A 24,929-nucleotide genomic window follows, 5' to 3' on the forward strand; every position below is an offset into this window, starting at 1 on the left:
TCCCACAGTGATCCGAGTCGTTCACAAATTATGTGGTCGCCGTCAAGCCTGTGGGAGCGAGCCTGCTCGCGAAGGCGGTTATGCAGTCACCGCTGCGCCATCCGGCTCCACCACTGCTGACATCCCCGCCTTCATCCGCCTGGCGTCCCGCACAAAACACCGCGACGCCAGAAACAGAAACACCATCGTGAACAACAGCGCTACCGGGATCAGGTACATCGCGTCATGCAGGCCGATCGCCTTGAAGGCCTCGGTCATCTCTTCGGCGCCCGCCGCCGCCATGGCCGATTTCGCGAAGTGATCGGACAGACCGCCCACCACGACAGGCCCCAGACCGCCGCCCAGCAGGTACAACCCGGCAAAGAACAACGCCATCGCCGTAGCCCGCAGGCGCGGTTCGACCACGTCCTGAATCGCCGTGTACACACAGGTGTAGAAGTTATAGGCAAACAGCCAGCCGACACTGAACAGCGCGACAAACACACCGATCTCGATCCGGCCGGCATGCAGTGCCCAGGCGGTGCAGACGGTGGAAATGATCAGGCTGAACGCCGCAAACAACAGGCGCCCGTTGGCCACACGCTGATGGATCTTGTCGGCGATCCAGCCGCCGAGCGTCAAACCGATCAGCCCGGTCACTCCGACGATCAGCCCGGTGGCCACCGCCGCTTCCTGCAACGGCATCAGGAAATAACGTTGCAGCATCGGCACCAGGAACGAGTTGCAGGCATAGGTCGCAAAGTTGAAGCACAACCCCGCCAGCACCAGCCACAGGAACGTCGGGACCGCCAGCACCCGGCGGATCGGCTTGTCGACCTTCTCTTGCGACACCTGCACGGTTTCCGCCGCACCGCGTCTGGGTTCCTTGATGAAGAACATGAACACCGCGAGCAGTAAGCCCGGCACCGCCGCGATAAAGAAGGGGGCACGCCAGCTGTCGAACGCCTTGACCATCGCGCCAATGGTGAAGAATGCCAGCAGCAGCCCCAACGGCAGGCCCAGCATGAAGATGCCCATGGCCCGTGCGCGACGGTGGGCCGGGAACAGGTCACCGATCAATGAGTTGGCCGCAGGCGCGTAACTGGCCTCACCGATACCGATGCCCATGCGCACCAGCAGGAAACTCCAGAAGCTGCCGACCAGACCGTTGACTGCCGTCAGCGCGCTCCAGGTCGCCAGCCCCCAGCCCATCAGCTTGCTGCGCGAGCCGGTGTCGGCCAGACGCCCCAGCGGCAGACCGGCAATGGCATAGACGATGGTGAACGCGGTGCCGACGATGCCCAGCTGAAAGTCGCTGAGATGCCATTCCATGCGGATCGGCTCGATGATGATCGCTGGGATGGTGCGATCGAAGAAATTGAACAGGTTGGCAAGGAACAACAGGAACAGAATGCGCCAGGCATTCGCCGCTTGGGTCGAGTTCTGCATGGGTCCGTCTCTTTTATTGTCATGGGGCTTCACTACCGACGCATCCGAGCCCGGAACCTGCAATCTAGTCATGGCAATCGGGGCTGTCTGTGATCATTCGCCAGCCTGATATCCGCCCATGGCACTGTAACGAAACGTAAGCCCTTGATAAGCCTCGAATCCCCCGAAAACCGGGGCTTTTGCGAAAAATCCGGCAATGAAAAAATACTTTCTCGCCCCCCTTCCCAACGCCGTTGCAAAGCCTAGAATGGCCGCCGGATCCGTCCGGATCCTCCCGATCAATCCCTTTGATGCCCCTCCCATGTCCGATGTCAGTCCGTGTCTGAATTGCGGTGCCTGCTGTTCCCATTTTCGTGTGTCATTTTTCTGGGGTGAATGCGCATCCTCCGGCGGGACCGTCCCCGATGAGCTGGTTACCCAGATAACGCCGAGCCGGGTTGCCATGATCGGTACCGACCGCAAGGCCCCGCGCTGCACGGCGCTGGAGGGCGAAGTCGGCAAGGCCGTGAGTTGCACGATCTACGACAAGCGTTCGAGCCCCTGCCGGGAATTCGAGGCATCGTGGGAAAACGGCGTGCAGAACATCGACTGCGACAAGGCCCGCGCCCGCTTCGGCCTGCCCCCGCTGCAACCGCACTGGAACGAGGTCGCCTGAGCCTTAGCGCCAATCGCTATGGCACTCATGCCAAAATCATTAGAACCAATGTGCCACCATCGCTTGCACCGCGAAATCGGCCTCTATACTCCTCTCATTCGCCTGCGTTCATGACGCAGTCAGGAAGCACTCAGAGACGGGGCATGCTATGGAGTGGCTTGGTTTGCAGTTTGTTACCGAGCTGCCGCACAGCGGGCAGATCATCCTCAATTGCACACACAATCCCTTGCTGGTGCTGGTCGCCTATCTGGTGGCCTGCGCCGCAAGCTTCGCCACTCTCGACATGGCGGAACGCGTCGGCCACGCCGAAGACCCCGGATCGCGCAGGATCTGGCGCTGGATCGGCGCGACTTGCCTGGCCGGTGGCATCTGGGCGATGCATTTCATCAGCATGCTGGCGTTCCAGACCCCCATCGACATCCAGTACGACCTGTCCATCACCCTGTTTTCCCTGCTGATCGCAGTGCTGGCCTCCTGGCTGGCGATGCACACCCTGAGTGAACCGCAACCCAGTCTGCTGCCATACCTGAAGACGGCCATTGTCATTGGCGCAGGCATTGCCGGCATGCACTATGTCGGCATGGCCGCCATGCAATCGGCGGCGACCCCTTACTACGACCCGACCCTGTTCGGACTCTCGATCCTGATTGCCATCGTCGCCAGTTTCGCCGCGCTGTGGGTCGCCGGGAATCTGCGCGAAGGCAGCGGCCTGCACAACCAGATGCTGAAATACGTGGCCACACTGATTCTCGGGGCCGGCATCATCAGCATGCACTTCACCGGCATGACCGCGTTGCAACTGGTCCTGCCGGAGGGGAGCATCCCTGCACTGAAAGCCGATTCCAGCCATTTGCAACTGGGGCTCACCGTCGCCTTCATCACCCTGCTGATCCTCGGCAGCGCCATCAGCGCCGCACTGGCCGACAAGAAACTGCAGAACAAGGAACAGGACCTGCGCCGGGTCAACATGCTGCTCAGCCAGCTCGATCAGGCGCGCATGTCGCTGCAACAGGCCGCCAATTACGACGCCCTGACCAACCTGATCAACCGTCGCGGGTTCAACCAGCTCTTCGCTGAAAAGCTCAGCCAGAAAGCCACCGAAGGCGGCATGCTGGCGGTGATGTTTCTCGACATCGATCATTTCAAACGCATCAACGACAGCCTCGGCCATGATGCCGGTGACGAACTGCTCAAAGTCATCGCCCGGCACATCAAAGGCTCGGTACGCAGCCATGAGGATGTGGTGGCGCGTTTCGGCGGCGACGAATTCTGCATCCTGATCGGCCTGCGCGACCGCGAAGAGGCTCGCAACCTGGCCCAGCGCATCATGCTCAAGATGAAAGAGCCGATCGAACTGGCCGGGCGGCGCATGGTGATGACCACCAGCATCGGCATCAGCCTGTTTCCCGAGGACGGCACCACCTGCGAGGAGTTGCTCAAGCACGCGGATCTGGCGCTGTATCAATCCAAGGGCGCCGGACGCAACGGTTTGCACTTCTTCGATTCCAACCTGAAAAACCGCGCCAGCCAGGAACTGCAACTGGAGGAAGAACTGCGCCATGCCCTGCGCGAGGAGAACGGCCTGATGCTGTATTACCAGCCGATCTTCGAACTCAAGACCGGCAAAGTGACCAAGCTGGAGGCACTGATTCGCTGGCGGCACCCGGTGCATGGGCTGTTGACGCCGGACCGTTTTATCACCATCGCGGAAAACAACGGACTGATCGCCGAACTGGACAACTGGGTACTGCGCAAGGCCTGCGACGATCTTGGTGAATTGTCGCGCCATGGCTGTGATGAGTTGAAGATCGCCTGGAACTGCTCTCCGCTGAACCTGGCGCGGGAGGAGCTGGCCAATGAAATCGAAAGGGCCTTGCACAGTGCCGGCGTCGCCCCCGAGCGACTGGAACTGGAAGTGACCGAAAACGCCCTGATGGGCAACATTGCCAATACGCTGGTGCTGCTGCGGCAGATCCGCGCCCTGGGCGTATCACTGTCGATCGATGATTTCGGCACCGGCTATTCCTCGCTCGCCTACCTCAAGCGTCTGCCGCTCAACACCCTGAAAGTCGACCGTTCGTTCATCCTCGATATTCCCAAGGCCACTGCCGACATGGAGATCGTCCAGGCGATCATCGTCATGGCGCACACCCTGCACCTGCAAGTGGTCACCGAAGGCGTCGAAAGCCTGGAGCAATACGAATTCCTCGAGCGTTCCGGCTGTGACTTCATTCAGGGCTACCTGCTCAGCCGTCCGGTACCGCTGGAGGAACTGCGGCCGGTCCTCGAGGAAATCAATCAGCGCAAACACACCCACACGCTCAATCCGCTGAGTCTGGCCCGCGGTACATTTGCACCAGTGTCGATGGATCCTTCGCCAAAAAGCCCTGCGCCCCATGCAGGCGCATCAGTTGTGCGGCCAATCCGCTGATCGGCGTGGCCGAGCCTGTTTCGCGGGAAAACTTCACCGCCGTGTCGAGATCCTTGAGCAACGTGCGTACATGCCATTTCACCGGCTCGAAACGGCTCTCGGCCATTTGCGGGGCGAGGATCTGCAGCGGCTTCGAATCGGCAAAACCACCGGCCAGCGCTTCGGCGATCAGGCGGGCGTCGACCCCGGCCTGCTCGGCCAGCGCGACCACCTCGGCAATCACCAGCGCATTGCAGGCGACGATCATCTGGTTGCAGGCCTTGGTCACCTGACCTGCGCCGATGCCGCCCATATGCGTGACGCGCTGACCGAGGGTGAGCAATACCGGGCGCACCCGATCAAGATCCGCTGCATCACCGCCCGCCATGATGGCCAGACTGCCAGCCTCCGCGCCAACGACGCCGCCGGACACCGGAGTGTCGAGCCACGTCATGCCGGTCTTTTGCGCCAGTTCCGCGGCCATCTCGCGAGTCGCGGTCGGTTCAAGGCTGGAAAAGTCCACCAGCAACTGACCGTTTCTTGCGCCTTCAGCAACACCGGCCGGGCCAAACACCACCTCGCGTACTACCGCCGTATCGGCCAGACAGAGCATCACCACGTCGGCGTGCCCGCACAGTTCAGCCGGGGTCGAAACCTGCCGGGCGCCGGCCTCGACCAGTGGTGCGCATTTGTCCGGATTGCGGTTCCACACGGTCAGTGGATAACCCGCCGCCAGCAGGCGGCGGCACATCGGCAACCCCATCAGACCGATTCCGGCAAACCCCAACGAAGGTAGCGTTGACATCATTTAGCCTCCTTTTGATTAAAGATCGCCGAATCATGGCCGATCCATCATCAATCAGGAAAGGATTCCCCCGTGCGGCACACAGGCAAAACCCCTGACGCACGGGCCAAATACGCGCAGTAAAAAGACGCGAGATCCCCATTCCGTGAGGCTCGACGACAGCGGTCGCCGAACCAACCAGTCCAGGTACATGGCGCACAATGACTTCCAAAAACAATCCGGCCACTGCGGTATCCGATCTGACCCTGAGCCCTGCAGCGAACAGCCCTGCCCCCATGAAGCCATTGCCGCCTTCCCGCCCTCTGGGCACCCAGCAATACCTGTATTTCACCGAAACCAACACCGACCGCATCCTCGACAACCTCGACGGCCTGCGTGACCTGGTGTTCCCGCGCCCGCCGCACCTGGAAGGCGACAACGAGCAGCACAACGACCAGGAATTCCCGTCGGTGTGCCTGATCGGCCTCGGTCGCTGCGGCTCCAACATCGCCCTCGACGTGGCGGAGCTGGTGTACAACGCGCGCAAGTTCTACCTCAACGAATTCAATAACGAAGACCGCGCGGCCGACCGTCGCCTGGCCTCCGACAAAGGCTACAGCCCGGCCCAGTGGATCAAGCAGAACCTGCGGATCGGCCCGAACAAGTCCACCAAACCGGTATTCCTGGTGGAACCGCTGGTGATGCTCGGCGACCTCGACAAAGACATCGCCGGGCGCATCCGTTTCTCGCGCAAGGGCGAGAAAAGCGGCTTCCTGCGCGACTACAGCAAAATGAAGATCATGGACTTGTCCGAAGTCCACGCCGGCGGCGCCGGTAACGCGCCGATCCTCGGCCAGTACCTGGCGAAGATCATCCTCAACAAGGACACCCAGCGTTTCTCCAGCTCCGACTGGAAAATGATCCACTCGTACCTGATCGACAGCTGCGGCATCAAGGCCAACCAGTCGCGCCTGTATTTCTCGATCTTCAGTGCCGGCGGCGGTACCGGTTCGGGCATGGCCTCGGAATTCGGCCTGGCCCAGCAGCACTCGTACATGAACAAGACGTTCGACACCAAGCCGATGGACGAACATGACGGCAAGAGCGGTCATTCGTTCGTGTTCGAGCCAATCTTCACCAGCGGCATCTGCGTGCTGCCGAACATTTCCGACCACCGCAGCGAAATGTCCGAGGCGCTGCACATCAACGCCGGTCGGCTGCTGTGCAAATACCTGTCGGAAGAATGGGATTTCTCGTACAACTTCGCCAACGAAGACAGCAGCGAAGCCAGTGTGATGGGCCGTATCCGGCCATGGAACGCCATGATGCTGATCTCCAACGACATCATGCGTTACGCCGAAGAAAGCGATGACGGCAACATCCAGAACATTGACGTCAATGCGATGGAGAAGCACGCCAACCAGTACATCTCGCAGCAGATTTTCAACATTCTGACGGCGCAGGCGGTTACCACCGACTACGACCAGAACTACTTCCGGCGTGCCGGCATCGACATCGGCGAAACCATCCGCCTGGACGCCAACGACCTGTTCATGAGTCTGGCCGGCCCGGTGGCGATTGCCTACGCAGAATCGGTGGTGCCGGAAACACCGCCGCCGAGCAGCGACAAATTCAAGGTGTTCGACAAAGAGCCGCAGCGCCTGAACATCGACGACCTGTTCTTCCGCTCCATCGACCTGCCGCACTTCAACAAGGTGACCCAGGCCATCGAAGGCATCAGCCTGCTGCCGATCGAATCCAAGCGTTATCGTGCGTCGCTGGAGCAATACAAGAATTCCGGCTACGACGCCGCCGCGCTGCATGACCTGCACTTCTTCAAGAACTGCTCGTCGGTGGTCTCGATCGTTTCGCTGCCGAAAGACTACAAGCTGTCGTACATGGACCTGAACCGGCTGAAGACCCACCTCAACAGCCTGTTCCCCAACACCACGCTCAAGCGTTACGCACTGGTCATCGGCGCCTCGGCCAACCTGTCGCTGACTACCCTGATCGCCAAGAGCCCGTGCCTGTCGGACGACTTCCTGACCCTGATCGTGGCCTTCATCAAGCGCTGCTTCGCGAAGAACCCGTACCGTTTTGACGAGACTCTCGACAACTCGATCCTCGACTTCATCATCAATGAAGAATTCGACGAGGAGCGCATCGACGACCTGCTCAACGAGTTCGAAAATCCGGCGAAGATCCTCGATACCAACTGGTACGCGATCAAGCCGATGTACGAAAAGAAATACCGCGAACTGATCAACGACAAGGAGAAGTTCGTCTCGATCAACGACATTCGCCTGTCGCGCGATTGCGTGAAGAAGTCGATCAAATACCTGCGCGAGATCTACCGTCACCGGATCGGCAAGACCAAGGTCATTTCGCTCAACAACCACACCGGCAAGACTTACTCGGTCTGATCGAAGACCGCGTCGCAGCTATTCGCGAGCAAGCTCGCTCCCACAGGTTTTGTGCTCGACACGAACACTGTGGGAGCGAGCTTGCTCGCGATGGGACCCGTGAAAACGCCACACAACTCAGCCTTTCCAACATTCCGAAACAATTAAGCAGCCGTTAGGCTGCTTACTAAACTGTGCCCGTTACGTTTACGTCACCGTTATGCCACCCCTGCCTGTGGCATTTCTCTACGGCAACCTGCCATCACGCTACTCGGCTACACACTTTTCCTCGACCATCATGCGCACCAACAAGGTGCAACCCCTCAGGCCAACGCTCTTTCCTGGACCAGAATCCACGGCCGGACCACCACCGCCCACATCTCGGGATCGCGCTCGAAAATATCCAGCGCCCGCGTTTCAGACAGCTTGGCGACTTTGTCTTCGGCCAGCCAGGCAGCCACTTTATCGCCCTGGTCCGATGCCACGGCCTCGGCCACGGCGATCAAATCCAGGTCGCCGTCGACCCACAATAGGGCACCCTGGGCGTAGAAGCGCTCCAGCTCTTTCCAGGTAATGGATGCGGTTTCACCAAGCAGCTTGGCATAGAGGGTGCTAGGTTCTTGATTCATGGGACTGTCCGGAAAAGAAATCGGCGCGAATGATAACGTCGGTGGTCCGGCAGAAAAACCCGGTAGCAAAAGGCTGTACCGAACGAAAAGCGCAGGAAAGCCAGGGAATGCTGACAAATGGGACATAAGCCCTCTGAAAGCCCCGCCGCAATTCTGTCTTTTTCTTTCATTAAAGCGACACCCTCAGGATTTGCCCCTTGGCGCCAGCTTCCCAGGCCAACAACCGGCGCTCTACACTGTACCGGTACAGTTGCCGGGGGCATTTCCGGAAGGTATCGCGAAGATACCCAGCCCGGTTCTGCTGCTACGGCGTCAGGACTCTAAAAAAATACAACAGCAAGAGTGGAGCACTATGACAAAGGCTACTAAGCAGATTTCCAAACTGTTTGCCGCAATGGTACTGGCCGGGGTGGCCAGCCATTCGTTCGCAGCCGACACCATCAAGATCGGCATCGCCGGCCCTAAAACCGGCCCGGTAGCCCAGTACGGCGACATGCAGTTCAGCGGCGCCAAAATGGCCATCGAGCAGATCAACGCCAAGGGCGGCGTCGACGGCAAGCAGCTCGAAGCCGTCGAATACGATGACGCCTGCGATCCGAAACAAGCGGTAGCCGTAGCGAACAAGGTCGTCAACGATGGCGTCAAGTTCGTGGTCGGTCACCTGTGCTCCAGCTCCACTCAGCCTGCTTCCGACATCTACGAAGACGAAGGCGTGATCATGATCACCCCGGCTGCCACCAGCCCGGACATCACCAACCGTGGTTACAAAATGGTGTTCCGCACCATCGGTCTGGACAGCGCCCAGGGCCCTGCCGCCGGTAACTACATTGCCGATCACGTGAAGCCGAAAATCGTTGCCGTACTGCACGACAAACAGCAATACGGCGAAGGCATCGCCACCGCCGTCAAGGCGACCCTGGAGAAGAAAGGCGTGAAAGTCGCCGTGTTCGAAGGCGTCAACGCCGGCGACAAGGACTTCTCCTCGATGATCTCCAAGCTCAAGCAAGCCAACGTCGACTTCGTCTACTACGGCGGCTACCACCCGGAGCTGGGTCTGATCCTGCGTCAAGCCCAGGAAAAAGGCCTGAAAGCCAAGTTCATGGGCCCGGAAGGCGTGGGCAACGACTCCATCTCGCAGATCGCCAAGGACGCTTCCGAAGGCCTGCTGGTGACCCTGCCGAAGTCCTTCGACCAGGATCCGGCCAACCAGAAGCTGGCTGAAGACTTCAAGGCCAAGAAAGAAGATCCGAGCGGTCCGTTCGTGTTCCCTTCCTACTCGGCGGTCGAAGTGATTGCCGGCGGTATCACCGCTGCCAAATCCGAAGACCCTGCCAAAGTGGCCGCCGCCATTCACGCCGGCACCTTCAAGACCCCGACCGGCGACCTGAGCTTCGACGCCAAGGGCGACCTGAAGGACTTCAAGTTCGTGGTTTACGAGTGGCACTTCGGCAAACCTAAAACCGAAGTTTCGCCTCAGTAAGGCGCTGCCTGACTGACTGCCAATAAAGCCCACGGCGTGCCGTGGGCTTTGTTTTACGAATGTATTGGGCCGCGCTGGCGTGATCCGCCAGTCTCCCCACCTGAAAATCTCAAAACCGTCATCAGCGGTTCGCTGGCAAAACCCGGATTCGAAGTGGATGAAGATCCACGGGACCGAGTGGGAAAATGACTCCACCAGTGAAATGCGTATCAGGTTTTTAGGAGCGCTGTAATGCCTGACATCTATCACTTCTTCCAGCAGCTGGTTAATGGTCTGACCATTGGCAGCACGTATGCCCTGATCGCCATCGGCTATACGATGGTTTACGGCATCATTGGAATGATCAACTTCGCCCACGGCGAGGTGTACATGATCGGCTCCTACGTGGCGTTCATCGCCATCGCCGGGCTGGCCATGATGGGACTCGACAACGTCCCGCTGTTGATGACCGCGGCGTTCATCGCCAGCATCGTCGTCACCAGTTCCTACGGTTACAGCATCGAACGGATCGCCTACCGCCCCCTGCGCGGCAGCAATCGTCTGATCCCGCTGATTTCCGCCATCGGCATGTCGATCTTCCTGCAGAACACGGTTCTGCTGGCGCAAGACTCCAAGGACAAATCCATCCCCAACCTGATCCCCGGAAACTTTTCCATCGGGCCAGGTGGCGCACATGAAGTGCTGATTTCCTACATGCAGATCGTGGTGTTCGTGGTGACCCTGGTCGCCATGCTCGGCCTGACCCTGTTCATCTCCCGCTCTCGCCTCGGTCGCGCCTGCCGCGCCTGTGCCGAAGACATCAAGATGGCCAACCTGCTGGGCATCAACACCAACAACATCATCGCCCTGACCTTCGTCATCGGTGCCGCGCTGGCGGCTGTCGCTGCGGTACTGCTGAGCATGCAGTACGGCGTGATCAACCCGAACGCCGGTTTCCTCGTCGGCCTCAAGGCCTTCACCGCCGCGGTACTGGGCGGGATCGGCAGCATCCCCGGCGCCATGCTCGGCGGGTTGGTGCTCGGGGTGGCCGAAGCCTTTGGCGCCGATATCTTCGGCGACCAGTACAAGGACGTCGTGGCTTTCGGCTTGTTGGTTCTGGTGCTGTTGTTCCGTCCGACCGGCATTCTGGGCCGTCCGGAGGTTGAGAAAGTATGAACAGGAATCTTAAACAGGCACTCTTCAGTGCCTTGCTGGTGTGGGCCGTGGCCTACCCGGTACTGGGTCTGAAACTGACCATCGTCGGCATCAACCTTGAAGTGCATGGCACCAGCCCGGCCATCCTGGCGACCATCGCCGTGTGTTCGGTGCTGATGTTCCTGCGGGTGCTGTTCAACCAGCAGATCAGCAAGGCGTGGAAATCCTCGCCGGGCCTGCCGCTGATCCCGGCCAAGGCCAGCAACTTCCTGACCCTGCCGACCACCCAGCGCTACATCATCATTGCTCTGATCCTCGGTGCACTGGTGTGGCCGTTCTTCGGCTCCCGTGGCGCGGTGGACATCGCGACGCTGATCCTGATCTACGTGATGCTCGGCCTCGGCCTGAACATCGTGGTCGGTCTGGCCGGTCTGCTCGACCTGGGTTACGTCGGTTTCTACGCCGTCGGTGCCTACAGCTACGCGCTGCTGTCGCACTACTATGGCCTGAGCTTCTGGATCTGCCTGCCGATCGCCGGCCTGATGTCGGCAACGTTCGGCTTCCTGCTGGGCTTCCCGGTCCTGCGTCTGCGCGGTGACTACCTGGCGATCGTGACCCTCGGCTTCGGGGAAATCATTCGTCTGTTCCTGCGCAACCTGACCGACATCACCGGTGGCCCGAACGGCATCAGCAACATCGAGAAGCCGACGTTCTTCGGTCTGACCTTCGAACGCAAGGCCGCGGAAGGCATGCAGACCTTCCACGAGTATTTCGGCCTGGAATACAACTCGATCAACAAGGTGATCTTCCTTTACCTGGTTGCCCTGCTGCTGGCGCTGGCCGCGCTGTTCATCATCAACCGCCTGCTGCGCATGCCGATCGGTCGTGCGTGGGAAGCGCTGCGTGAAGATGAAATCGCCTGCCGTGCGCTGGGGCTCAACCCGACTGTAATCAAGCTCTCGGCGTTCACCCTGGGTGCGAGCTTCGCCGGTTTCGCCGGCAGCTTCTTCGCCGCCCGTCAGGGTCTGGTGACCCCGGAATCGTTCACCTTCATCGAGTCGGCGATCATCCTCGCCATCGTGGTGCTCGGTGGCATGGGCTCGCAGCTGGGCGTGATCCTCGCGGCCGTGGTGATGATCCTGTTGCCGGAAATGATGCGTGAATTCAGCGAATACCGAATGCTGATGTTCGGTGCCCTGATGGTGTTGATGATGATCTGGCGTCCACAAGGTCTGCTGCCGATGCAACGCCCACACATGGAGTTGCGAAAATGAGCCGCGAGATCCTTAAAGTCGAAAACCTGAGCATGCGCTTCGGCGGCCTGCTGGCAGTCAATGGCGTGGCCCTGACCGTCAAGGAAAAACAAGTGGTGGCACTGATCGGGCCGAACGGCGCGGGCAAGACCACCGTGTTCAACTGCCTGACCGGTTTCTATCAGCCGTCGGGCGGCAGCATCCTGCTGGACGGTGAGCCGATCCAGGGCCTGCCGGGGCACAAGATTGCCCTCAAGGGCGTGGTGCGCACCTTCCAGAACGTGCGGTTGTTCAAGGACATGACGGCGGTCGAGAACCTGCTGATCGCCCAGCACCGTCACCTGAACACCAACTTCCTGTCCGGCCTGTTCAAGACTCCGGCGTTCCGCAAGAGCGAGCGCGAGGCCATGGAATACGCCGAATACTGGCTGGAAAAGGTCAATCTGAAAGAGTTCGCCAACCGTACCGCCGGCACCCTGGCGTATGGTCAGCAGCGTCGTCTGGAAATCGCCCGTTGCATGATGACCCGTCCGCGGATCCTCATGCTCGACGAACCGGCCGCCGGTCTGAACCCGAAGGAAACCGAAGACCTCAAGGCGCTGATCAGCGTGCTGCGTGAGGAGCACAACGTCACCGTGCTGCTGATCGAACACGACATGAAACTGGTCATGAGCATTTCCGACCACATCGTCGTGATCAACCAGGGCACGCCTCTGGCCGACGGCACGCCGGAACAGATCCGCGACAATCCTGAAGTGATCAAAGCCTACCTGGGGGAAGCGTAAATGCTGCAGTTCGAAAACGTTTCCACCTTCTACGGCAAGATCCAGGCCCTGCACAGCGTCAACGTCGAAGTCCGCCAGGGCGAAATCGTGACCCTGATCGGCGCCAACGGTGCCGGCAAGTCCACGCTGCTGATGACGCTTTGCGGATCGCCCCAGGCCCACAGCGGCAGCATCCGCTACATGGGTGAGGAACTGGTCGGCCAGGACTCGTCGCAGATCATGCGCAAGAGCATCGCCGTGGTGCCGGAAGGCCGTCGGGTGTTTGCCCGTCTGACCGTCGAAGAAAACCTGTCCATGGGCGGATTTTTCACCAACAAGGGCGACTATCAGGAACAGATGGACAAGGTTCTCGGACTTTTCCCACGCCTGAAAGAGCGTTTCAACCAGCGCGGCGGCACCATGTCCGGCGGCGAACAGCAAATGCTCGCCATCGGCCGTGCGCTGATGAGCAAGCCCAAACTGCTGCTGCTCGACGAGCCGTCGCTGGGCCTGGCGCCGATCATCATCCAGCAGATCTTCGACATCATCGAACAGCTGCGCAAGGACGGTGTAACGGTGTTCCTGGTCGAGCAGAACGCCAACCAGGCGCTGAAAATCGCCGACCGCGCCTACGTTCTGGAGAACGGCCGGGTGGTGATGCAAGGCACTGGTGAAGCGCTGCTGACCGACCCGAAAGTGCGCGAGGCGTACCTCGGCGGTTGATGGATCGCTTCAAACAAAAAACGGCCTTCGGGCCGTTTTTTTCGTCCTGCGCTCACCTCAAGTTTTCAAATGTTTCTCTGCGTAGTCGATCGCCTGCTGAACCGTGGTGATTTTCTCGGCCTCTTCGTCCGGGATTTCCATCTCGAACTCTTCTTCCAGTGCCATGACCAGTTCAACGGTGTCCAGCGAGTCGGCCCCAAGATCATCGACAAAGCTGTTTTCAACAGCGATGTCTACCTCCTTCACGCCCAGATTCTCGGCAACAATCCTTTTTACTCTTTCCTCGATGCTTGCCATCTGCAAACCCTCAACCGATATGATTCAAACCGTCATCACAGCAGAAAGACATTCAGCGCTTGAGTTTCGCGCCCAGCGTCTCATTGGGAGAGATAACGCCCAGCGCCTGCATCAGATCGCTGACGGCATGCAGCATTCCTATATCCTCGAGCGTCGCCTTGTTGTTCAGGATGCGCCGAAGGCCGGAATAGATCTTCAGCGCTCCAAGCGCCGCATCGTCATACTTCACCCTTTCATCAAGAATGATGTTTGCCTTTTCATCGATTTTTGTCTGAACGAATTTGTTCAACTCTGCCCTGGTCATGATGGTGTTTCCTCGCAAGCAGTCAGCCCTGAGTTGAATCTACTCATTCGAAGGACCGTCGCCCACTGTCAGAAATAACAGGTCCGAATAACCATTCGCGATCAACGCGAGATGGTTATTCCAATTATTTTCGGATTTTTTTTCTGCCGGCTGTAACGCATCACCAGGTCGTTTCTCTAGTGGGGCAAGCAAGCGCACATCGCTTGTTCCAACCCAAGCAAAAACCGGAGAAACATCATGACTGCTACCACCCGCACCCTGTCCGCCACCGCCCTGGTTCTGGCCCTGGGCTCCGCCCTGAGCATGGTCGGCGTTTCGACCGCTCAGGCCGCCGACAACAGCAACATGGAAAAATGCTTCGGCGTGGCCATGAAAGGTCATAACGACTGCGCCGCCGGCGCCGGCACCACCTGCGCAGGCACGGCGAAAATGGACTACCAGGCCAACTCCTGGAAGTTCGTTCCGAAAGGCACTTGCACCACCACCGAAAGCAAGACCTCGCCGACCGGTTTCGGTCAGCTGGAAGCGTTCAAGGCCAAGTCCTGATCCACGGCCTGCCCGAGTGACGATCATGATCACATCCTGCGACCATGCCTCCCCCCGCACTCGGGCAGCCCTCTGCGGGCTCCCGCCCCGTGCCGGGCTGGGGCTCAAGACCGGGCACTTTCGTGAAGTGCTCGGTTCTCTACCGGACATCGGTTTCTTCGAAGTCCACGCCGAAAACTACATGGTGGCCGGCGGCCCGTTTCATCACTTTCTGGGTCTGATCCGCGAAGCGTATCCGCTGTCGCTGCACGGCGTCGGCTTGTCCATCGGTGCCGAGGGCCCGCTGGATGTTCAACACCTCAAACGCCTGAGTACGCTGATCGAGCGTTATCAACCTCAATCCTTTTCCGAACACCTGGCCTGGTCGAGCCATGGCCCGGTGTTTCTCAATGATCTATTGCCCCTGGCTTACGACACGCCGACGCTCGACCGCGTCTGCGAACATATCGACCAGGTGCAGAACACCCTCCAGCGCCCGATGCTGCTGGAAAACCCGGCGACCTATCTGGCATTCGAGCGTTCGACAATCGACGAAGCGGAGTTCATCCGTGAAGTCATCCGGCGCAGCGGCTGCGGTCTGTTGCTGGACGTGAACAACATCTACGTCTCGTGCATCAACCATCAGCGCGATCCTCTGACTTACCTCGACGCACTGCCGTTGCACGCGGTGGGCGAGATCCATCTGGCGGGGTTTGCCGAAGATGCCGACAGCCTCGGTGTTCGCTTGCTGATCGACGATCACGGCGCACCGGTCGATCAGGCCGTCTGGTCGTTGTACCGACAGGCGCTGGAGCGCATCGGCCCGGTGGCGACGCTGATCGAACGGGACAATCAGGTGCCGGCCTTCAACGTGCTGATGGCCGAGGCGCAACAAGCCGATGAGCTTCTGCGCTGCGCAGGAGGTCGGCCATGAGCACCCAGGCCGTATTCAGTGCAGCACTTCTCGATACCGGCCTGCCCTGCCCCGATGGCTTGTGCAGCGTCAACGGTGCCGATCCCGCCAGCCGTTTCGCGGTGTACCGCAACAACGTGCAACGCTCATTGAGCAATGCACTGGTCGACAGTTACCCCGTGGTGATGCAGTTGGTGGGAGAGGAATTCTTCCGTGCCATGGCCGGAGTCTTCATTCAAAACCATCCACCTCGAAGCCCGTTGATGAGCGACTACGGCAGTGATCTGGCGGACTTCATCAGCGGATTCGAGCCGGCGTCGAGCGTGCCTTACCTGGCCGATGTCGCGCGACTGGAACGCCTGCGCACGCAGGCCTATCACGCCGCCGATATCGCGCCGCTCAGCCAGGAGCGGATCGCTGCGGCCTTCGCGGATCAGGAAGGCCTGAGTCGCTTGCAAATCGGTCTGCATCCTTCGCTGCACGTGCTCGATTCAGCCTTTGCCGTGGTGGATATCTGGGCGGCACACCAGCACGACGCGACACTCGCCGGGATCAATCTGGATCAGGCCCAGCACGCGCTGGTCCTGCGCAACGGCCTGGAGGTCGAGGTGTTCGCCGTGGATCCCGGCGCCAGCCAGTTCATTGGCCAGCTCAAGGCCGGCCTGTCACTGACCGAGGCGCTGGAATCCGCAGAGGCCTTCGATCTCAGCCAGACCCTGGCCCTGTTGATCAGCCGCCAGGCCATCACTCACTTACATCACAAGGTTTCGCCATGAACAGCCTCATTGCCCGCGCCATTGCGCTGCTGGAAAAAATCCCGCACAGCCTGATCGCCTTCATCGCGCGTTTTTCCATCGCGGCGGTATTCTGGAAATCCGGGCAGACCAAGGTCGAGGGACTGGCCATCGACCTGATCGACGGCACGTTCCAGATTGGCTGGCCGCACTTGGCGGACTCGACGATTCCGCTGTTCCAGAGCGAATACCACGTGCCGCTGCTGTCACCGGAAATCGCTGCGCACATGGCGGCATTTGCCGAACACTTTTTCCCGATCCTGATACTCGTCGGCTTCGCCACAAGGTTTTCCGCATTGGCATTGCTGGGCATGACGCTGGTCATCGAGCTGTTTGTGTACCCCGATGCTTACCCGACCCATGGCACCTGGGCGGCATTGTTGCTGTACCTGATGACCACGGGACCGGGCAAATTGTCGATCGATCATCTGATCGCCCGACGTTACCGCTGAAGCCGGTCCAGCGCCTCGCCGCTGCGCTTGAACCAGTCGATCAGATAGTCCGCCAGCACCTGCGTGCGCTTTGGCAGCCCGCCCTGATACGGATGCACCAGGTACATCGGCATGCGCCGGGTCTGAAAATCCCGCAGGAGCCAGCGCAATCGCCCGTCAGCCAATTCCGTCTGCAGCAGGTAAGACGGCAGACGGGCGATGCCGGCGCCAGCGAGCGCGGCCTTTTTCAGCAGGCTGTAGTGATTGCTGGCGAACGGTCCCGACACCCGCACCCGCAATAATTCGTGCTGCTGGTGATACAGCCACTCTTCGCGACCACCGTAGTGACTGTTGAGCAGACAGCGATGTTCGGCCAGCGCCGGTGGTGTCAGCGGTTCGCCGAAACGCTCAAGGTAGGCCGGACTGGCGCAGGTCATTTCCTGCCAGGCCAGCAAAGGCTTGGCCACCAGTCGCTCGTCATTGGCGACATCCGTGCGGATCGCCAGATCAAAGCCATCGCGGGAGAGATCGCGATAGCTGTTGTTCAGCTCCAGTTCGATCTGTACTTCGGGGTATTTCTGTGAAAACTCCAGCACCAGACCATCAAAGAAGGTTTCCCCCAACGATACCGGAACCGTCATACGCACCGGGCCGGCCATATCGTCCTTCAAACGCGCCAATGCCTGACGTGCTCTTTCCACCTGAACGACCAGCGCTTGCGCTTGAGGCAACAGCGCCGCGCCAGCGGCGGTCAGGCTCAACCGGCGCGTGGTGCGTTGCAGCAACACCACGGAAAACTGCGCTTCCAGCTGACTGATGCGCTTGGACAGTTGTCCCTTGCTGCACCCCAGCTGCTGCGCCGCCAGGGTAAAACTGCCGGCCTCGATCAACACCGCGAACGCCGCCAGATCATCCATCTCGCTCATGGATTGTTTCCATTTGAAAACCAAAGGTTGCCCATTAGCGCGCTTATCCGCCGAAAAAACCACTCTAGACTGAAAGCTCGTTCAATCACTCGAGGCAAGCACGATGAAAATTCTGTTGATCGGCGCCGGCGGCACCATCGGTTCGGCCGTGGACAAAGAACTGTCGCAGCGTCACCAAGTCATTCGCATTGGCCGCAGCAGCGGCGATTTCCAGGTGGATATCAGCGACAGCGCGTCGATCCGCAAGCTGTTCGAGCAAACCGGCAAATTCGACGCCCTGGTCTGCGCCGCCGGCAACGTGACCTTCGCCCCGCTGGGTGAAATGAACGAAGACAGCTTCGCCCTCGGCCTCAAAGACAAACTGATGGGCCAGGTCAATCTGCTGCTGATCGGCCGCGAATTCGCCAACGACGGTGCGTCGTTCACCTTTACCAGCGGCGTGCTCAGCCACGATCCGATCCGCAGCGGTGCTTCGGCGGCCCTGGTCAACGGCGCCCTCGACAGCTTCGTCCGTGCCGCCGCCATCGAGCTGCCTCGCGGCCTGCGCGTGAACTCGATCAGCCCGACCGTGCTGGTGGAAGCCATGGGCAGCTACGCCCCGTACTTTCGCGGCTACAAGCCGGTTCCGGCAGCGGATGTGGCATTGGCCTACGCCAAAAGTGTCGAAGGCCTGCAGACAGGTCAGACATTTCACGTGGGCTAAACCCTTGTGATGAACGGTCAGCCTGCGTAACGTGGCGGCACTTGTCTGGAGAGCCGAAGATGCGTGTTGCCCGTTCCTTGATCGTTGTTGCCCTGCTCCCTCTGTTTGCCGCGTGCCAGTTGTTCGACGGCGCGCGGACCAGCGCTTCCCACGTCGGCCAGACGCGGATGCAGGGGCAACTGACCGCCGCCGACGGCAAACTGGTGTTTCAGTCGTGCGGCGAACAGCGTCAGTACGTCGTCAATGACATCGGCGGCACCAGCATCCTGCAGGAGGCTGCGACCCTGGCCGATCAGCAAGGCAAGCTGTTCGCCGACGTGCGCGGCAAGATCGCCGGTGACCGGCTCGACCTCACCCAGCTGTATCGCGTCGAACGCTCCGGCACCGCTTGCGATGATCCGAACTTCAAACAACTGATCCTGCGTGCCGCCGGCCATGGCCCGGAGTGGAACGTCAAGGTCAGTGGCAAAGGCATGGTCATCGACCGCGAAGGCCAGCCACCGCTCGCCGTGCCCTACGTCGAGGAGCAACTGGGCGACGGCCGTTTCAACCTCAGCAGCGAAGCCGACAACCAGCGCATCGAGCTGTGGGTGGCGCCGCAGCGCTGCGTCGACAGCCGCACCGGCAGCGTGCAGCACATGAGCGCCGAGCTGCGCATCGACGGCAAGGTCCAGCGCGGTTGCGGGTATTTCGGCGGCTCGCGCAACGACTGATCGTTTTACCCTCACGGGATCCGGCCGTTGCGGCTTATAATCGCCGCCTTCAAACGCCCTGGCGCAGTTGTGCGTCCCGCGAACCGGATCCTGTCATGTTACGAATCACTGAACTCAAGCTGCCGCTCGACCATCCCGACGAAGACCTGCGCACCGCCATCGTGCAGCGCCTGGGCATCGCCAGCGATGACCTGCTCGACTTCACCTTGTTCAAGCGCAGCTACGATGCGCGCAAAAAGTCCACCGAACTGTGCTTCATCTACACCATTGACCTGGAAGTGCGCGACGAGGCCAGAGTGCTGGCCAGGTTCGCCGATGACCGCAACGTCAACGTGGCGCCGGATGTCAGCTACAAGTTCGTCGGCCAGGCGCCGAGCGACCTGAGCCAGCGACCGATCGTGGTCGGTTTCGGCCCGTGCGGCATCTTCGCCGGCCTGCTGCTGGCGCAGATGGGCTTCAAGCCGATCATCCTCGAACGCGGCACCGAAGTGCGCCAGCGCACCAAGGACACCTGGGGCCTGTGGCGCAAAAGCGTGCTCAACCCCGAGTCCAACGTGCAATTCGGCGAAGGCGGTGCGGGCACGTTCTCCGACGGCAAGCTGTACAGCCAGATCAAGGATCCGAAATTCCTCGGCCGTAAAGTCCTGCACGAGTTCGTCAAGGCCGGCGCGCCGGAAGAGATTCTCTACGTCAGCAAGCCGCACATCGGTACGTTCCGTCTGACCGGCATGGTCGAGAACATGCGTGAGGAGATTCGTGCGCTGGGCGGTGAAGTTCGCTTCCAGGAACGTGTCACCGACGTGCTGATCGAAGACGGCCAACTGGTCGGGGTCGAACTGGCCAGCGGCGAAGTCCTGCACTCGAAGCACGTGATCCTCGCCCTCGGCCACAGCGCCCGCGATACGTTCCGCATGCTCCACAGCCGTGGCGTGTTCATGGAGGCCAAGCCGTTCTCGGTGGGTTTCCGCATCGAGCATCCGCAGTCGCTGATCGACCGCGCGCGTCTGGGCAAGTACGCCGGTCACCCCAAGTTGGGCGCCGCCGACTACAAACTGGTGCACCACGCCAAAAACGGCCGTTCGGTCTACAGCTTCTGCATGTGCCCGGGCGGTACCGTGGTCGCCGCGACCTCCGAGCCGAACCGCGTGGTCACCAACGGCATGAGCCAGTACTCGCGTAACGAACGCAACGCCAACTCCGGCATCGTCGTCGGCATCACCCCGGAAGTCGATTATCCGGGCGGCCCGCTGGCCGGCATCGAGCTGCAGGAACGTCTGGAATCCCACGCCTTCATCCTCGGCGGCAGCGATTACAAGGCGCCGGCGCAACTGGTCGGCGACTTCATCAACGGCACGCCATCGACCGAGCTGGGCGAAGTCGAGCCGTCGTACAAACCGGGTGTAGCGCTGGGCGATCTGGCCCTGGCGCTGCCGGAATTTGCCATCGAAGCAATTCGCGAAGCATTGCCTGCATTCGAGAAACAGATTCGCGGTTATTCGCTGCACGATGCGGTGCTGACCGGGATCGAGACGCGGACTTCGTCACCGCTGCGCATCACCCGGAACGAGTCGCTGCAGAGCTTGAACGTCAAAGGGCTGTTCCCGGCCGGTGAAGGCGCGGGTTATGCGGGCGGGATTCTGTCGGCGGGTGTTGACGGGATCCGGATTGCCGAAGCTGTGGCGCGGGATATCCTGGGCCTTGAGGCCTGATAAACAAGCTTTGAAGTGATACAAAACCTGTGGGAGCGAGCCTGCTCCGGGCGGCGATCCGACGATAGCGGTTTGACCTTCAACAGAAATGTTGACTGGTCTATCGTCATCGCGAGCAGGCTCGCTCCCACATTGGTTTCAGCTGTTGGCTTTAGATATTGGCGCGCAGCACCGAGTCCGGCAGCGCCTCTCCCTTCTCGGCACTTGCAGCCACGGCCGCCATCAACCCATCCAGCTCGTAGCCCTGTGCCTTGAGCCACGCCCGATCGTAATACGTATCCGCATAGCGCTCGCCGCCATCGCACAGGATCGCGACGATCGACCCCGACTCCCCCGCCGCTTTCATCTGCTGCGCCGCCATCAGCGCGCCGATCAGGTTGGTGCCGCTCGACCCACCCACATGCCGGCCCAGGCGCTGCGCCAGGTAATGCATGGCGGCCAGCGACAAGGCATCCGGCACCTTGACCATCGCATCGATCACCTTGGGCAGGAACGACGCTTCCACCCGTGGCCGACCGATGCCTTCGATCCGCGAGCCGTGGTCCAGACGCAAACTCGCGTCGCCGGTCTGGTAAAAGTCGAAGAACACCGAACGCTCGGCATCGGCGCACAGCACACGGGTGCAGTGCTGGCGATAACGCACATAGCGGCCGAGCGTCGCGGTGGTGCCGCCGGTGCCGGGGCTGGAAATCAGCCACGCCGGGCACGGGTGCTGCTCGTAGCGCATCTGCTGGAAGATCGACTCGGCGATGTTGTTGTTCGCCCGCCAGTCGGTGGCGCGCTCGGCGTAGGTGAACTGGTCGATGAAGTGCCCGTCGTGTTCGCGGGCCAGACGTTCGGACTCGGCATAGATCTGCGTCGGATCGTTCACCAGATGGCTCTTGCCGCCGTAGAAAGCGATCTGCGCGATCTTTTCCCTGGAGGTGGTCGCTGGCATCACCGCAATGAACGGCAATCCGAGCATCCGCGCAAAGTACGCTTCGGAAATCGCCGTCGAACCGCTGGATGCTTCGATCACCGGCGCGCCGGGTTTGAGCCAGCCGTTACACAAGGCGTAGAGAAACAGTGAACGGGCCAACCGATGCTTGAGGCTGCCGGTGGGATGGCTGGATTCGTCCTTGAAGTACAACTCGATGCCCGCAAACCCCGGCAGCGGCAAGGGGATCAGATGGGTGTCGGCGCTGCGCTGGAAGTCCGCTTCGATGATCCGGATGGCTTCGCGGGCCCACTGTCGATTGTCGCTCATGGCTGTCGTTCTCGTTGAGTCGGGCAGAAGTGCCTTCACAGGCTCAGCCTCCAAGCTTAGGAAAAATCCCACCGCACTGACAGATACAGCTGAACTTCAATCCCCGGGACAACTGCTAGGCTCTGCCAATGTCTGGCTCGCGCCCTGTAACCATATATAACAAAAAAGAATATAACTTTTGTTTTAACAACTAACAGTACGGGTTAGGGTGTCCCACCTTTTGACTTTATCGATGGAGAGCGACCTTGCCTCTGCGTAGCACTTTCACGCGTTTCTTTCAGTTGGAAGCTGCCAGCGGTCTGTTACTGATCGCCGCGGCCATCCTGGCTTTAATCATCAACAACTCGCCGCTGTCGTGGTTGTACAGCGGCCTGCTCGACACCCCGGTAGTGGCACAGATCGGCGCGTTGAAAATCGCCAAGCCCCTGCTGCTGTGGATCAACGACGGCCTGATGGCGCTGTTCTTCCTGCTCATCGGCCTGGAAGTGAAGCGTGAAGTGCTCGACGGCCAGCTGTCGAAACCTTCGCAGATCGTCCTGCCCGGCGCGGCGGCCATCGGCGGCATGCTGGTGCCGGCGCTGATCTACTGGTTCCTCAACCGCGACAACCCGGCCGCCCTCGATGGCTGGGCGATCCCCACCGCCACCGACATCGCCTTCGCCCTCGGCGTGCTGGCCCTGCTGGGCAAACGGGTGCCGGTGTCACTGAAGCTGTTCCTGATGACCCTGGCGATCATCGATGACCTTGGCGCCATCGTGATCATCGCGATCTTCTATTCCGGCGAACTCTCGACCCTGTCGCTGGGCCTGGCGGCCGCGTGCATCGCGGCGCTGGTGGCGATGAACCGGCTCGGGGTGGTCAAGCTCGGGCCATACATGATCATCGGCTTGATCCTGTGGGTCTGCGTGCTCAAGAGCGGCGTCCACGCAACGCTGGCTGGCGTGACTCTGGCGTTCTGCATCCCGCTGCGCACGAAAAACGCCGAGCCTTCGCCGCTGCTGACCCTGGAACACGCACTGCACCCGTGGGTGGCTTACGGCATCCTGCCGCTGTTCGCGTTCGCCAACGCTGGCCTGTCGCTGAACGGCGTAACCGCCGAAAGCTTCACCCACCACGTACCGATGGGCATCGCTGTCGGCCTGCTGCTGGGCAAGACCATCGGCGTATTCGGCCTGACCTGGCTCACCGTGAAAACCGGCATCGCCGCCCTGCCCCAGAACGCCAATTGGGGCCAGGTACTGGGCGTGGCGATCCTCTGCGGGATCGGCTTCACCATGAGCCTGTTTGTCGGCTCCCTCGCCTTCGTGCCGGGTGCCAGTGAATACGCCGGGATGGACCGGATGGGGATTCTGACCGGCTCGGTGTTTGCCGCATTGATCGGTTATGCGGTGACCCTGGCGGCAAGCAGAAAGAACACCGCGCTGCCTTCCTGATGCCGTAGCGAACAATCCCCACGTCTTTGGAGACGCGTCCTACAGCCACGATTTTCCTGCTTCGTTAACGTCGTGCAGCCCCTTTCGAGGGGTCGCCGATGCACGAACGAAAGGACAATCAGTGGCTGGTCAAAAGGACATACCCCGGGTTCCCAACCCTCCCGCAGGCGACGGGCATCACGTCACCTACCGCTACATGACGGCCACCGAACTGGCCGATCAGGACGAGCGACAAAACAAGTACGACGCCATGCTGGCACGGCAGGAGGCCTTCGAGCGCAGCCGCGAGGTGGCGGCGAACAAGCCTCAACCGGTGCGGGCCGGCTGCACGTTCGCCAAGTCCTGCAAGTTGCCGGACGCAATCATCGATTACTCGAATCCCTCGGGGATGGTGCCGACGGACAGCCTGAAGGATTACGGCGACCTGCTTCTGCTCGGTGGCCGTGAAGCCGATGACAGCGGCGGCGTTGCACTCAAGAAAATCAGCGGCACTGCCATTCCTGCAGGTCTCGGCACTTTTGCCCTTGCCGGTGAAGCATTCAAGGCATTGCCCGCGATGGCCTCTGCTGCCGTCATCACCCCGCTGGCCGGGCTGGTGGCGCTGTTGATGCCATCGAACCTGGGCGACAGCGCCCTCTACACCGAAGACCAGTTGCTCGCCCTCAAACAGGCCCGTACCCGCGTGCGCCTGCATGTCGAACAACAGCCCGACGGCACTCTCAAGGGTTACGGCTTCTACACCGGCAAGAACCGCGACTGGGAAATGGTCGATGTCGTGCAGTTCACTGCACGTGGTAACCGGTTTGTCGCAGACCTCGGCGAGGGCATCGAACTGATCTGGACGCCCGCCGTGGACGGCTCCGACATCCTCGGCATCCCCGCGCTGGAAGCCGCTCCGCAGGCACAGCCAATCTGGGTGTATCCGTCGACGAAAGCGGCGGACGGGATTCTGGTGAACCCGGTTTATCCGCCGGAGTATCGGGATTTCATTTTGGTGTTTCCGGCGGATTCTGGAGTTAAGCCGCTGTACATAGTGGTTGCACGTCCGGTTTCTGGGGATCATGTCTATCATGTTCCACCTGACGCTCTACCGGCCTTTCCCGATGCTGTACTTGTTCGTAAAAAAAGCCATCGCAAACGCTGGGAAAGTAAGAAACGCATTTACGAGTGGGACTATCAACACGGAGCTGTCGAGGTTTACAACTGAGAAGGAGACCATCTCGGTGAGTTCGATATACACACAGGCGAAAAAACTGGCAAAGCAAGAGCTAAA

The 24,929-nt window shown here is 60.4% G+C and carries 23 protein-coding genes and 1 pseudogene; 17 read left to right on the top strand and 7 right to left on the bottom strand.

The window, feature by feature from the left end; all coding sequences use genetic code 11:
• Window positions 1-78: 78 nt before the first annotated feature.
• Window positions 79-1,428 (bottom strand): spinster family MFS transporter, encoded by a 1,350-nt coding sequence (locus BBF94_RS21680; RefSeq protein WP_065261012.1) that lies wholly within the window; start codon window positions 1,426-1,428, stop codon window positions 79-81.
• Between the two features lie 301 nt (window positions 1,429-1,729).
• Here BBF94_RS21680 and BBF94_RS21690 point away from each other — a divergent pair, with 301 nt between their 5' ends.
• Window positions 1,730-2,083 carry a YkgJ family cysteine cluster protein gene (locus BBF94_RS21690; RefSeq protein WP_065261014.1) on the top strand — a complete coding sequence of 118 codons (354 nt, stop codon included), beginning with the start codon at window positions 1,730-1,732 and terminating at the stop codon, window positions 2,081-2,083.
• 148 nt (window positions 2,084-2,231) lie between these two features.
• Window positions 2,232-4,514: a putative bifunctional diguanylate cyclase/phosphodiesterase gene (locus tag BBF94_RS21695; RefSeq protein WP_065261015.1), complete on the top strand. Its 2,283-nt coding sequence runs from the start codon at window positions 2,232-2,234 to the stop codon at window positions 4,512-4,514.
• Here BBF94_RS21695 and BBF94_RS27330 read toward each other — a convergent pair.
• Entirely contained in the window at window positions 4,405-5,301 is an 897-nt protein-coding gene (locus tag BBF94_RS27330) for an NAD(P)-dependent oxidoreductase (RefSeq protein ID WP_176704494.1), read from the bottom strand. The two genes, BBF94_RS21695 and BBF94_RS27330, sit on opposite strands and share 110 nt — an antisense overlap.
• Before the next feature lie 197 nt (window positions 5,302-5,498).
• Here BBF94_RS27330 and BBF94_RS21705 point away from each other — a divergent pair, with 197 nt between their 5' ends.
• Window positions 5,499-7,700 (top strand): hypothetical protein, encoded by a 2,202-nt coding sequence (locus BBF94_RS21705; RefSeq protein WP_065261017.1) that lies wholly within the window; start codon window positions 5,499-5,501, stop codon window positions 7,698-7,700.
• Window positions 7,701-8,002: 302 nt separating this feature from the next.
• On the opposite strand, the gene BBF94_RS21710 is transcribed toward BBF94_RS21705, so the two are convergent.
• The gene (locus tag BBF94_RS21710) at window positions 8,003-8,308 is read right to left on the bottom strand and encodes a DUF2288 domain-containing protein (RefSeq protein ID WP_065261018.1); all 306 of its coding nucleotides are present in this window, start codon (window positions 8,306-8,308) and stop codon (window positions 8,003-8,005) included.
• Window positions 8,309-8,660: 352 nt separating this feature from the next.
• Between BBF94_RS21710 and BBF94_RS21715 the strand changes: the two genes are divergently transcribed.
• The 5 genes from BBF94_RS21715 to BBF94_RS21735 all read left to right on the top strand — a co-directional run bounded on the left by BBF94_RS21715 (window position 8,661) and on the right by BBF94_RS21735 (window position 13,662).
• Window positions 8,661-9,788 carry a branched-chain amino acid ABC transporter substrate-binding protein gene (locus BBF94_RS21715; protein WP_065261019.1) on the top strand — a complete coding sequence of 376 codons (1,128 nt, stop codon included), beginning with the start codon at window positions 8,661-8,663 and terminating at the stop codon, window positions 9,786-9,788.
• A 231-nt stretch (window positions 9,789-10,019) separates the two neighbouring features.
• Window positions 10,020-10,943, top strand: coding sequence for a high-affinity branched-chain amino acid ABC transporter permease LivH (gene livH / locus BBF94_RS21720; RefSeq protein ID WP_065261020.1), 924 nt, complete (start codon window positions 10,020-10,022; stop codon window positions 10,941-10,943).
• On the top strand, window positions 10,940-12,196 hold the full coding sequence (locus BBF94_RS21725; RefSeq protein WP_065261021.1) for a high-affinity branched-chain amino acid ABC transporter permease LivM: 1,257 nt from the start codon (window positions 10,940-10,942) through the stop codon (window positions 12,194-12,196). The genes livH and BBF94_RS21725 overlap by 4 nt, the downstream gene beginning before the upstream one ends.
• Window positions 12,193-12,960 carry a high-affinity branched-chain amino acid ABC transporter ATP-binding protein LivG gene (gene livG, locus BBF94_RS21730; RefSeq protein ID WP_007969480.1) on the top strand — a complete coding sequence of 256 codons (768 nt, stop codon included), beginning with the start codon at window positions 12,193-12,195 and terminating at the stop codon, window positions 12,958-12,960. Before BBF94_RS21725 ends, livG begins: the two co-directional genes overlap by 4 nt.
• On the top strand, window positions 12,961-13,662 hold the full coding sequence (locus tag BBF94_RS21735; protein ID WP_065261022.1) for an ABC transporter ATP-binding protein: 702 nt from the start codon (window positions 12,961-12,963) through the stop codon (window positions 13,660-13,662).
• 57 nt (window positions 13,663-13,719) lie between these two features.
• Here the strand turns inward: BBF94_RS21735 and acpP are convergent, their stop codons facing one another.
• Window positions 13,720-13,959 (bottom strand): acyl carrier protein, encoded by a 240-nt coding sequence (acpP, locus tag BBF94_RS21740; RefSeq protein WP_065261023.1) that lies wholly within the window; start codon window positions 13,957-13,959, stop codon window positions 13,720-13,722.
• A 52-nt stretch (window positions 13,960-14,011) separates the two neighbouring features.
• Window positions 14,012-14,263: a hypothetical protein gene (locus BBF94_RS21745; protein ID WP_065261024.1), complete on the bottom strand. Its 252-nt coding sequence runs from the start codon at window positions 14,261-14,263 to the stop codon at window positions 14,012-14,014.
• A 237-nt stretch (window positions 14,264-14,500) separates the two neighbouring features.
• On the opposite strand from BBF94_RS21745, the gene BBF94_RS21750 reads away from it, so the two are divergent.
• From BBF94_RS21750 to BBF94_RS21765, 4 genes are read left to right on the top strand one after another with little or no spacing between them, the layout of a single operon-like run.
• Window positions 14,501-14,809, top strand: a complete 309-nt coding sequence (locus BBF94_RS21750) for a BufA1 family periplasmic bufferin-type metallophore (RefSeq protein WP_065261025.1) — start codon at window positions 14,501-14,503, stop codon at window positions 14,807-14,809.
• A gap of 25 nt (window positions 14,810-14,834) precedes the next feature.
• Window positions 14,835-15,722 carry an MNIO family bufferin maturase gene (bufB, locus tag BBF94_RS21755; protein ID WP_065261026.1) on the top strand — a complete coding sequence of 296 codons (888 nt, stop codon included), beginning with the start codon at window positions 14,835-14,837 and terminating at the stop codon, window positions 15,720-15,722.
• Window positions 15,719-16,477 (top strand): HvfC/BufC N-terminal domain-containing protein, encoded by a 759-nt coding sequence (locus BBF94_RS21760; RefSeq protein ID WP_065261027.1) that lies wholly within the window; start codon window positions 15,719-15,721, stop codon window positions 16,475-16,477. Before bufB ends, BBF94_RS21760 begins: the two co-directional genes overlap by 4 nt.
• A complete protein-coding gene (locus tag BBF94_RS21765; RefSeq protein ID WP_065261028.1) occupies window positions 16,474-16,947 on the top strand; it encodes a DoxX family protein in 474 nt (157 codons plus the stop codon). Before BBF94_RS21760 ends, BBF94_RS21765 begins: the two co-directional genes overlap by 4 nt.
• Here the strand turns inward: BBF94_RS21765 and BBF94_RS21770 are convergent.
• Window positions 16,938-17,852, bottom strand: coding sequence for a LysR family transcriptional regulator (locus BBF94_RS21770; protein ID WP_065261029.1), 915 nt, complete (start codon window positions 17,850-17,852; stop codon window positions 16,938-16,940). The genes BBF94_RS21765 and BBF94_RS21770 overlap by 10 nt on opposite strands.
• A 103-nt stretch (window positions 17,853-17,955) precedes the next feature.
• On the opposite strand from BBF94_RS21770, the gene BBF94_RS21775 reads away from it, so the two are divergent.
• The 3 genes from BBF94_RS21775 to BBF94_RS21785 all read left to right on the top strand — a co-directional run bounded on the left by BBF94_RS21775 (window position 17,956) and on the right by BBF94_RS21785 (window position 20,977).
• On the top strand, window positions 17,956-18,555 hold the full coding sequence (locus BBF94_RS21775) for a short chain dehydrogenase (RefSeq protein WP_065261030.1): 600 nt from the start codon (window positions 17,956-17,958) through the stop codon (window positions 18,553-18,555).
• A 59-nt stretch (window positions 18,556-18,614) separates the two neighbouring features.
• Window positions 18,615-19,268: a COG3650 family protein gene (locus tag BBF94_RS21780; protein WP_065261031.1), complete on the top strand. Its 654-nt coding sequence runs from the start codon at window positions 18,615-18,617 to the stop codon at window positions 19,266-19,268.
• Between the two features lie 95 nt (window positions 19,269-19,363).
• The gene (locus BBF94_RS21785) at window positions 19,364-20,977 is read left to right on the top strand and encodes an NAD(P)/FAD-dependent oxidoreductase (RefSeq protein WP_065261032.1); all 1,614 of its coding nucleotides are present in this window, start codon (window positions 19,364-19,366) and stop codon (window positions 20,975-20,977) included.
• A gap of 151 nt (window positions 20,978-21,128) precedes the next feature.
• Here the strand turns inward: BBF94_RS21785 and BBF94_RS21790 are convergent, their stop codons facing one another.
• Entirely contained in the window at window positions 21,129-22,223 is a 1,095-nt protein-coding gene (locus tag BBF94_RS21790) for a PLP-dependent cysteine synthase family protein (RefSeq protein ID WP_065261033.1), read from the bottom strand.
• 245 nt (window positions 22,224-22,468) lie between these two features.
• Between BBF94_RS21790 and nhaA the strand changes: the two genes are divergently transcribed.
• Entirely contained in the window at window positions 22,469-23,656 is a 1,188-nt protein-coding gene (gene nhaA, locus BBF94_RS21795; RefSeq protein ID WP_065261034.1) for a Na+/H+ antiporter NhaA, read from the top strand.
• A gap of 121 nt (window positions 23,657-23,777) precedes the next feature.
• Window positions 23,778-24,929 (top strand): annotated as a pseudogene (locus BBF94_RS21800) (S-type pyocin domain-containing protein); the annotation flags it as partial.

The sequence above is a fragment of the Pseudomonas bananamidigenes genome (assembly GCF_001679645.1).
Taxonomy (GTDB): domain Bacteria; phylum Pseudomonadota; class Gammaproteobacteria; order Pseudomonadales; family Pseudomonadaceae; genus Aquipseudomonas; species Aquipseudomonas bananamidigenes.

Bases quoted from the DNA above. Each gene is read 5' to 3' on its own strand.
- BBF94_RS21680 (WP_065261012.1), bottom strand. From the start codon at position 1,428: ATGCAGAACTCGACCCAAGCGGCGAATGCCTGGCGCATTCTGTTCCTG.
- BBF94_RS21690 (WP_065261014.1), top strand. From the start codon at position 1,730: ATGTCCGATGTCAGTCCGTGTCTGAATTGCGGTGCCTGCTGTTCCCAT.
- BBF94_RS21695 (WP_065261015.1), top strand. From the start codon at position 2,232: ATGGAGTGGCTTGGTTTGCAGTTTGTTACCGAGCTGCCGCACAGCGGG.
- BBF94_RS27330 (WP_176704494.1), bottom strand. From the start codon at position 5,301: ATGATGTCAACGCTACCTTCGTTGGGGTTTGCCGGAATCGGTCTGATG.
- BBF94_RS21705 (WP_065261017.1), top strand. From the start codon at position 5,499: ATGACTTCCAAAAACAATCCGGCCACTGCGGTATCCGATCTGACCCTG.
- BBF94_RS21710 (WP_065261018.1), bottom strand. From the start codon at position 8,308: ATGAATCAAGAACCTAGCACCCTCTATGCCAAGCTGCTTGGTGAAACC.
- BBF94_RS21715 (WP_065261019.1), top strand. From the start codon at position 8,661: ATGACAAAGGCTACTAAGCAGATTTCCAAACTGTTTGCCGCAATGGTA.
- livH (WP_065261020.1), top strand. From the start codon at position 10,020: ATGCCTGACATCTATCACTTCTTCCAGCAGCTGGTTAATGGTCTGACC.
- BBF94_RS21725 (WP_065261021.1), top strand. From the start codon at position 10,940: ATGAACAGGAATCTTAAACAGGCACTCTTCAGTGCCTTGCTGGTGTGG.
- livG (WP_007969480.1), top strand. From the start codon at position 12,193: ATGAGCCGCGAGATCCTTAAAGTCGAAAACCTGAGCATGCGCTTCGGC.
- BBF94_RS21735 (WP_065261022.1), top strand. From the start codon at position 12,961: ATGCTGCAGTTCGAAAACGTTTCCACCTTCTACGGCAAGATCCAGGCC.
- acpP (WP_065261023.1), bottom strand. From the start codon at position 13,959: ATGGCAAGCATCGAGGAAAGAGTAAAAAGGATTGTTGCCGAGAATCTG.
- BBF94_RS21745 (WP_065261024.1), bottom strand. From the start codon at position 14,263: ATGACCAGGGCAGAGTTGAACAAATTCGTTCAGACAAAAATCGATGAA.
- BBF94_RS21750 (WP_065261025.1), top strand. From the start codon at position 14,501: ATGACTGCTACCACCCGCACCCTGTCCGCCACCGCCCTGGTTCTGGCC.
- bufB (WP_065261026.1), top strand. From the start codon at position 14,835: ATGATCACATCCTGCGACCATGCCTCCCCCCGCACTCGGGCAGCCCTC.
- BBF94_RS21760 (WP_065261027.1), top strand. From the start codon at position 15,719: ATGAGCACCCAGGCCGTATTCAGTGCAGCACTTCTCGATACCGGCCTG.
- BBF94_RS21765 (WP_065261028.1), top strand. From the start codon at position 16,474: ATGAACAGCCTCATTGCCCGCGCCATTGCGCTGCTGGAAAAAATCCCG.
- BBF94_RS21770 (WP_065261029.1), bottom strand. From the start codon at position 17,852: ATGAGCGAGATGGATGATCTGGCGGCGTTCGCGGTGTTGATCGAGGCC.
- BBF94_RS21775 (WP_065261030.1), top strand. From the start codon at position 17,956: ATGAAAATTCTGTTGATCGGCGCCGGCGGCACCATCGGTTCGGCCGTG.
- BBF94_RS21780 (WP_065261031.1), top strand. From the start codon at position 18,615: ATGCGTGTTGCCCGTTCCTTGATCGTTGTTGCCCTGCTCCCTCTGTTT.
- BBF94_RS21785 (WP_065261032.1), top strand. From the start codon at position 19,364: ATGTTACGAATCACTGAACTCAAGCTGCCGCTCGACCATCCCGACGAA.
- BBF94_RS21790 (WP_065261033.1), bottom strand. From the start codon at position 22,223: ATGAGCGACAATCGACAGTGGGCCCGCGAAGCCATCCGGATCATCGAA.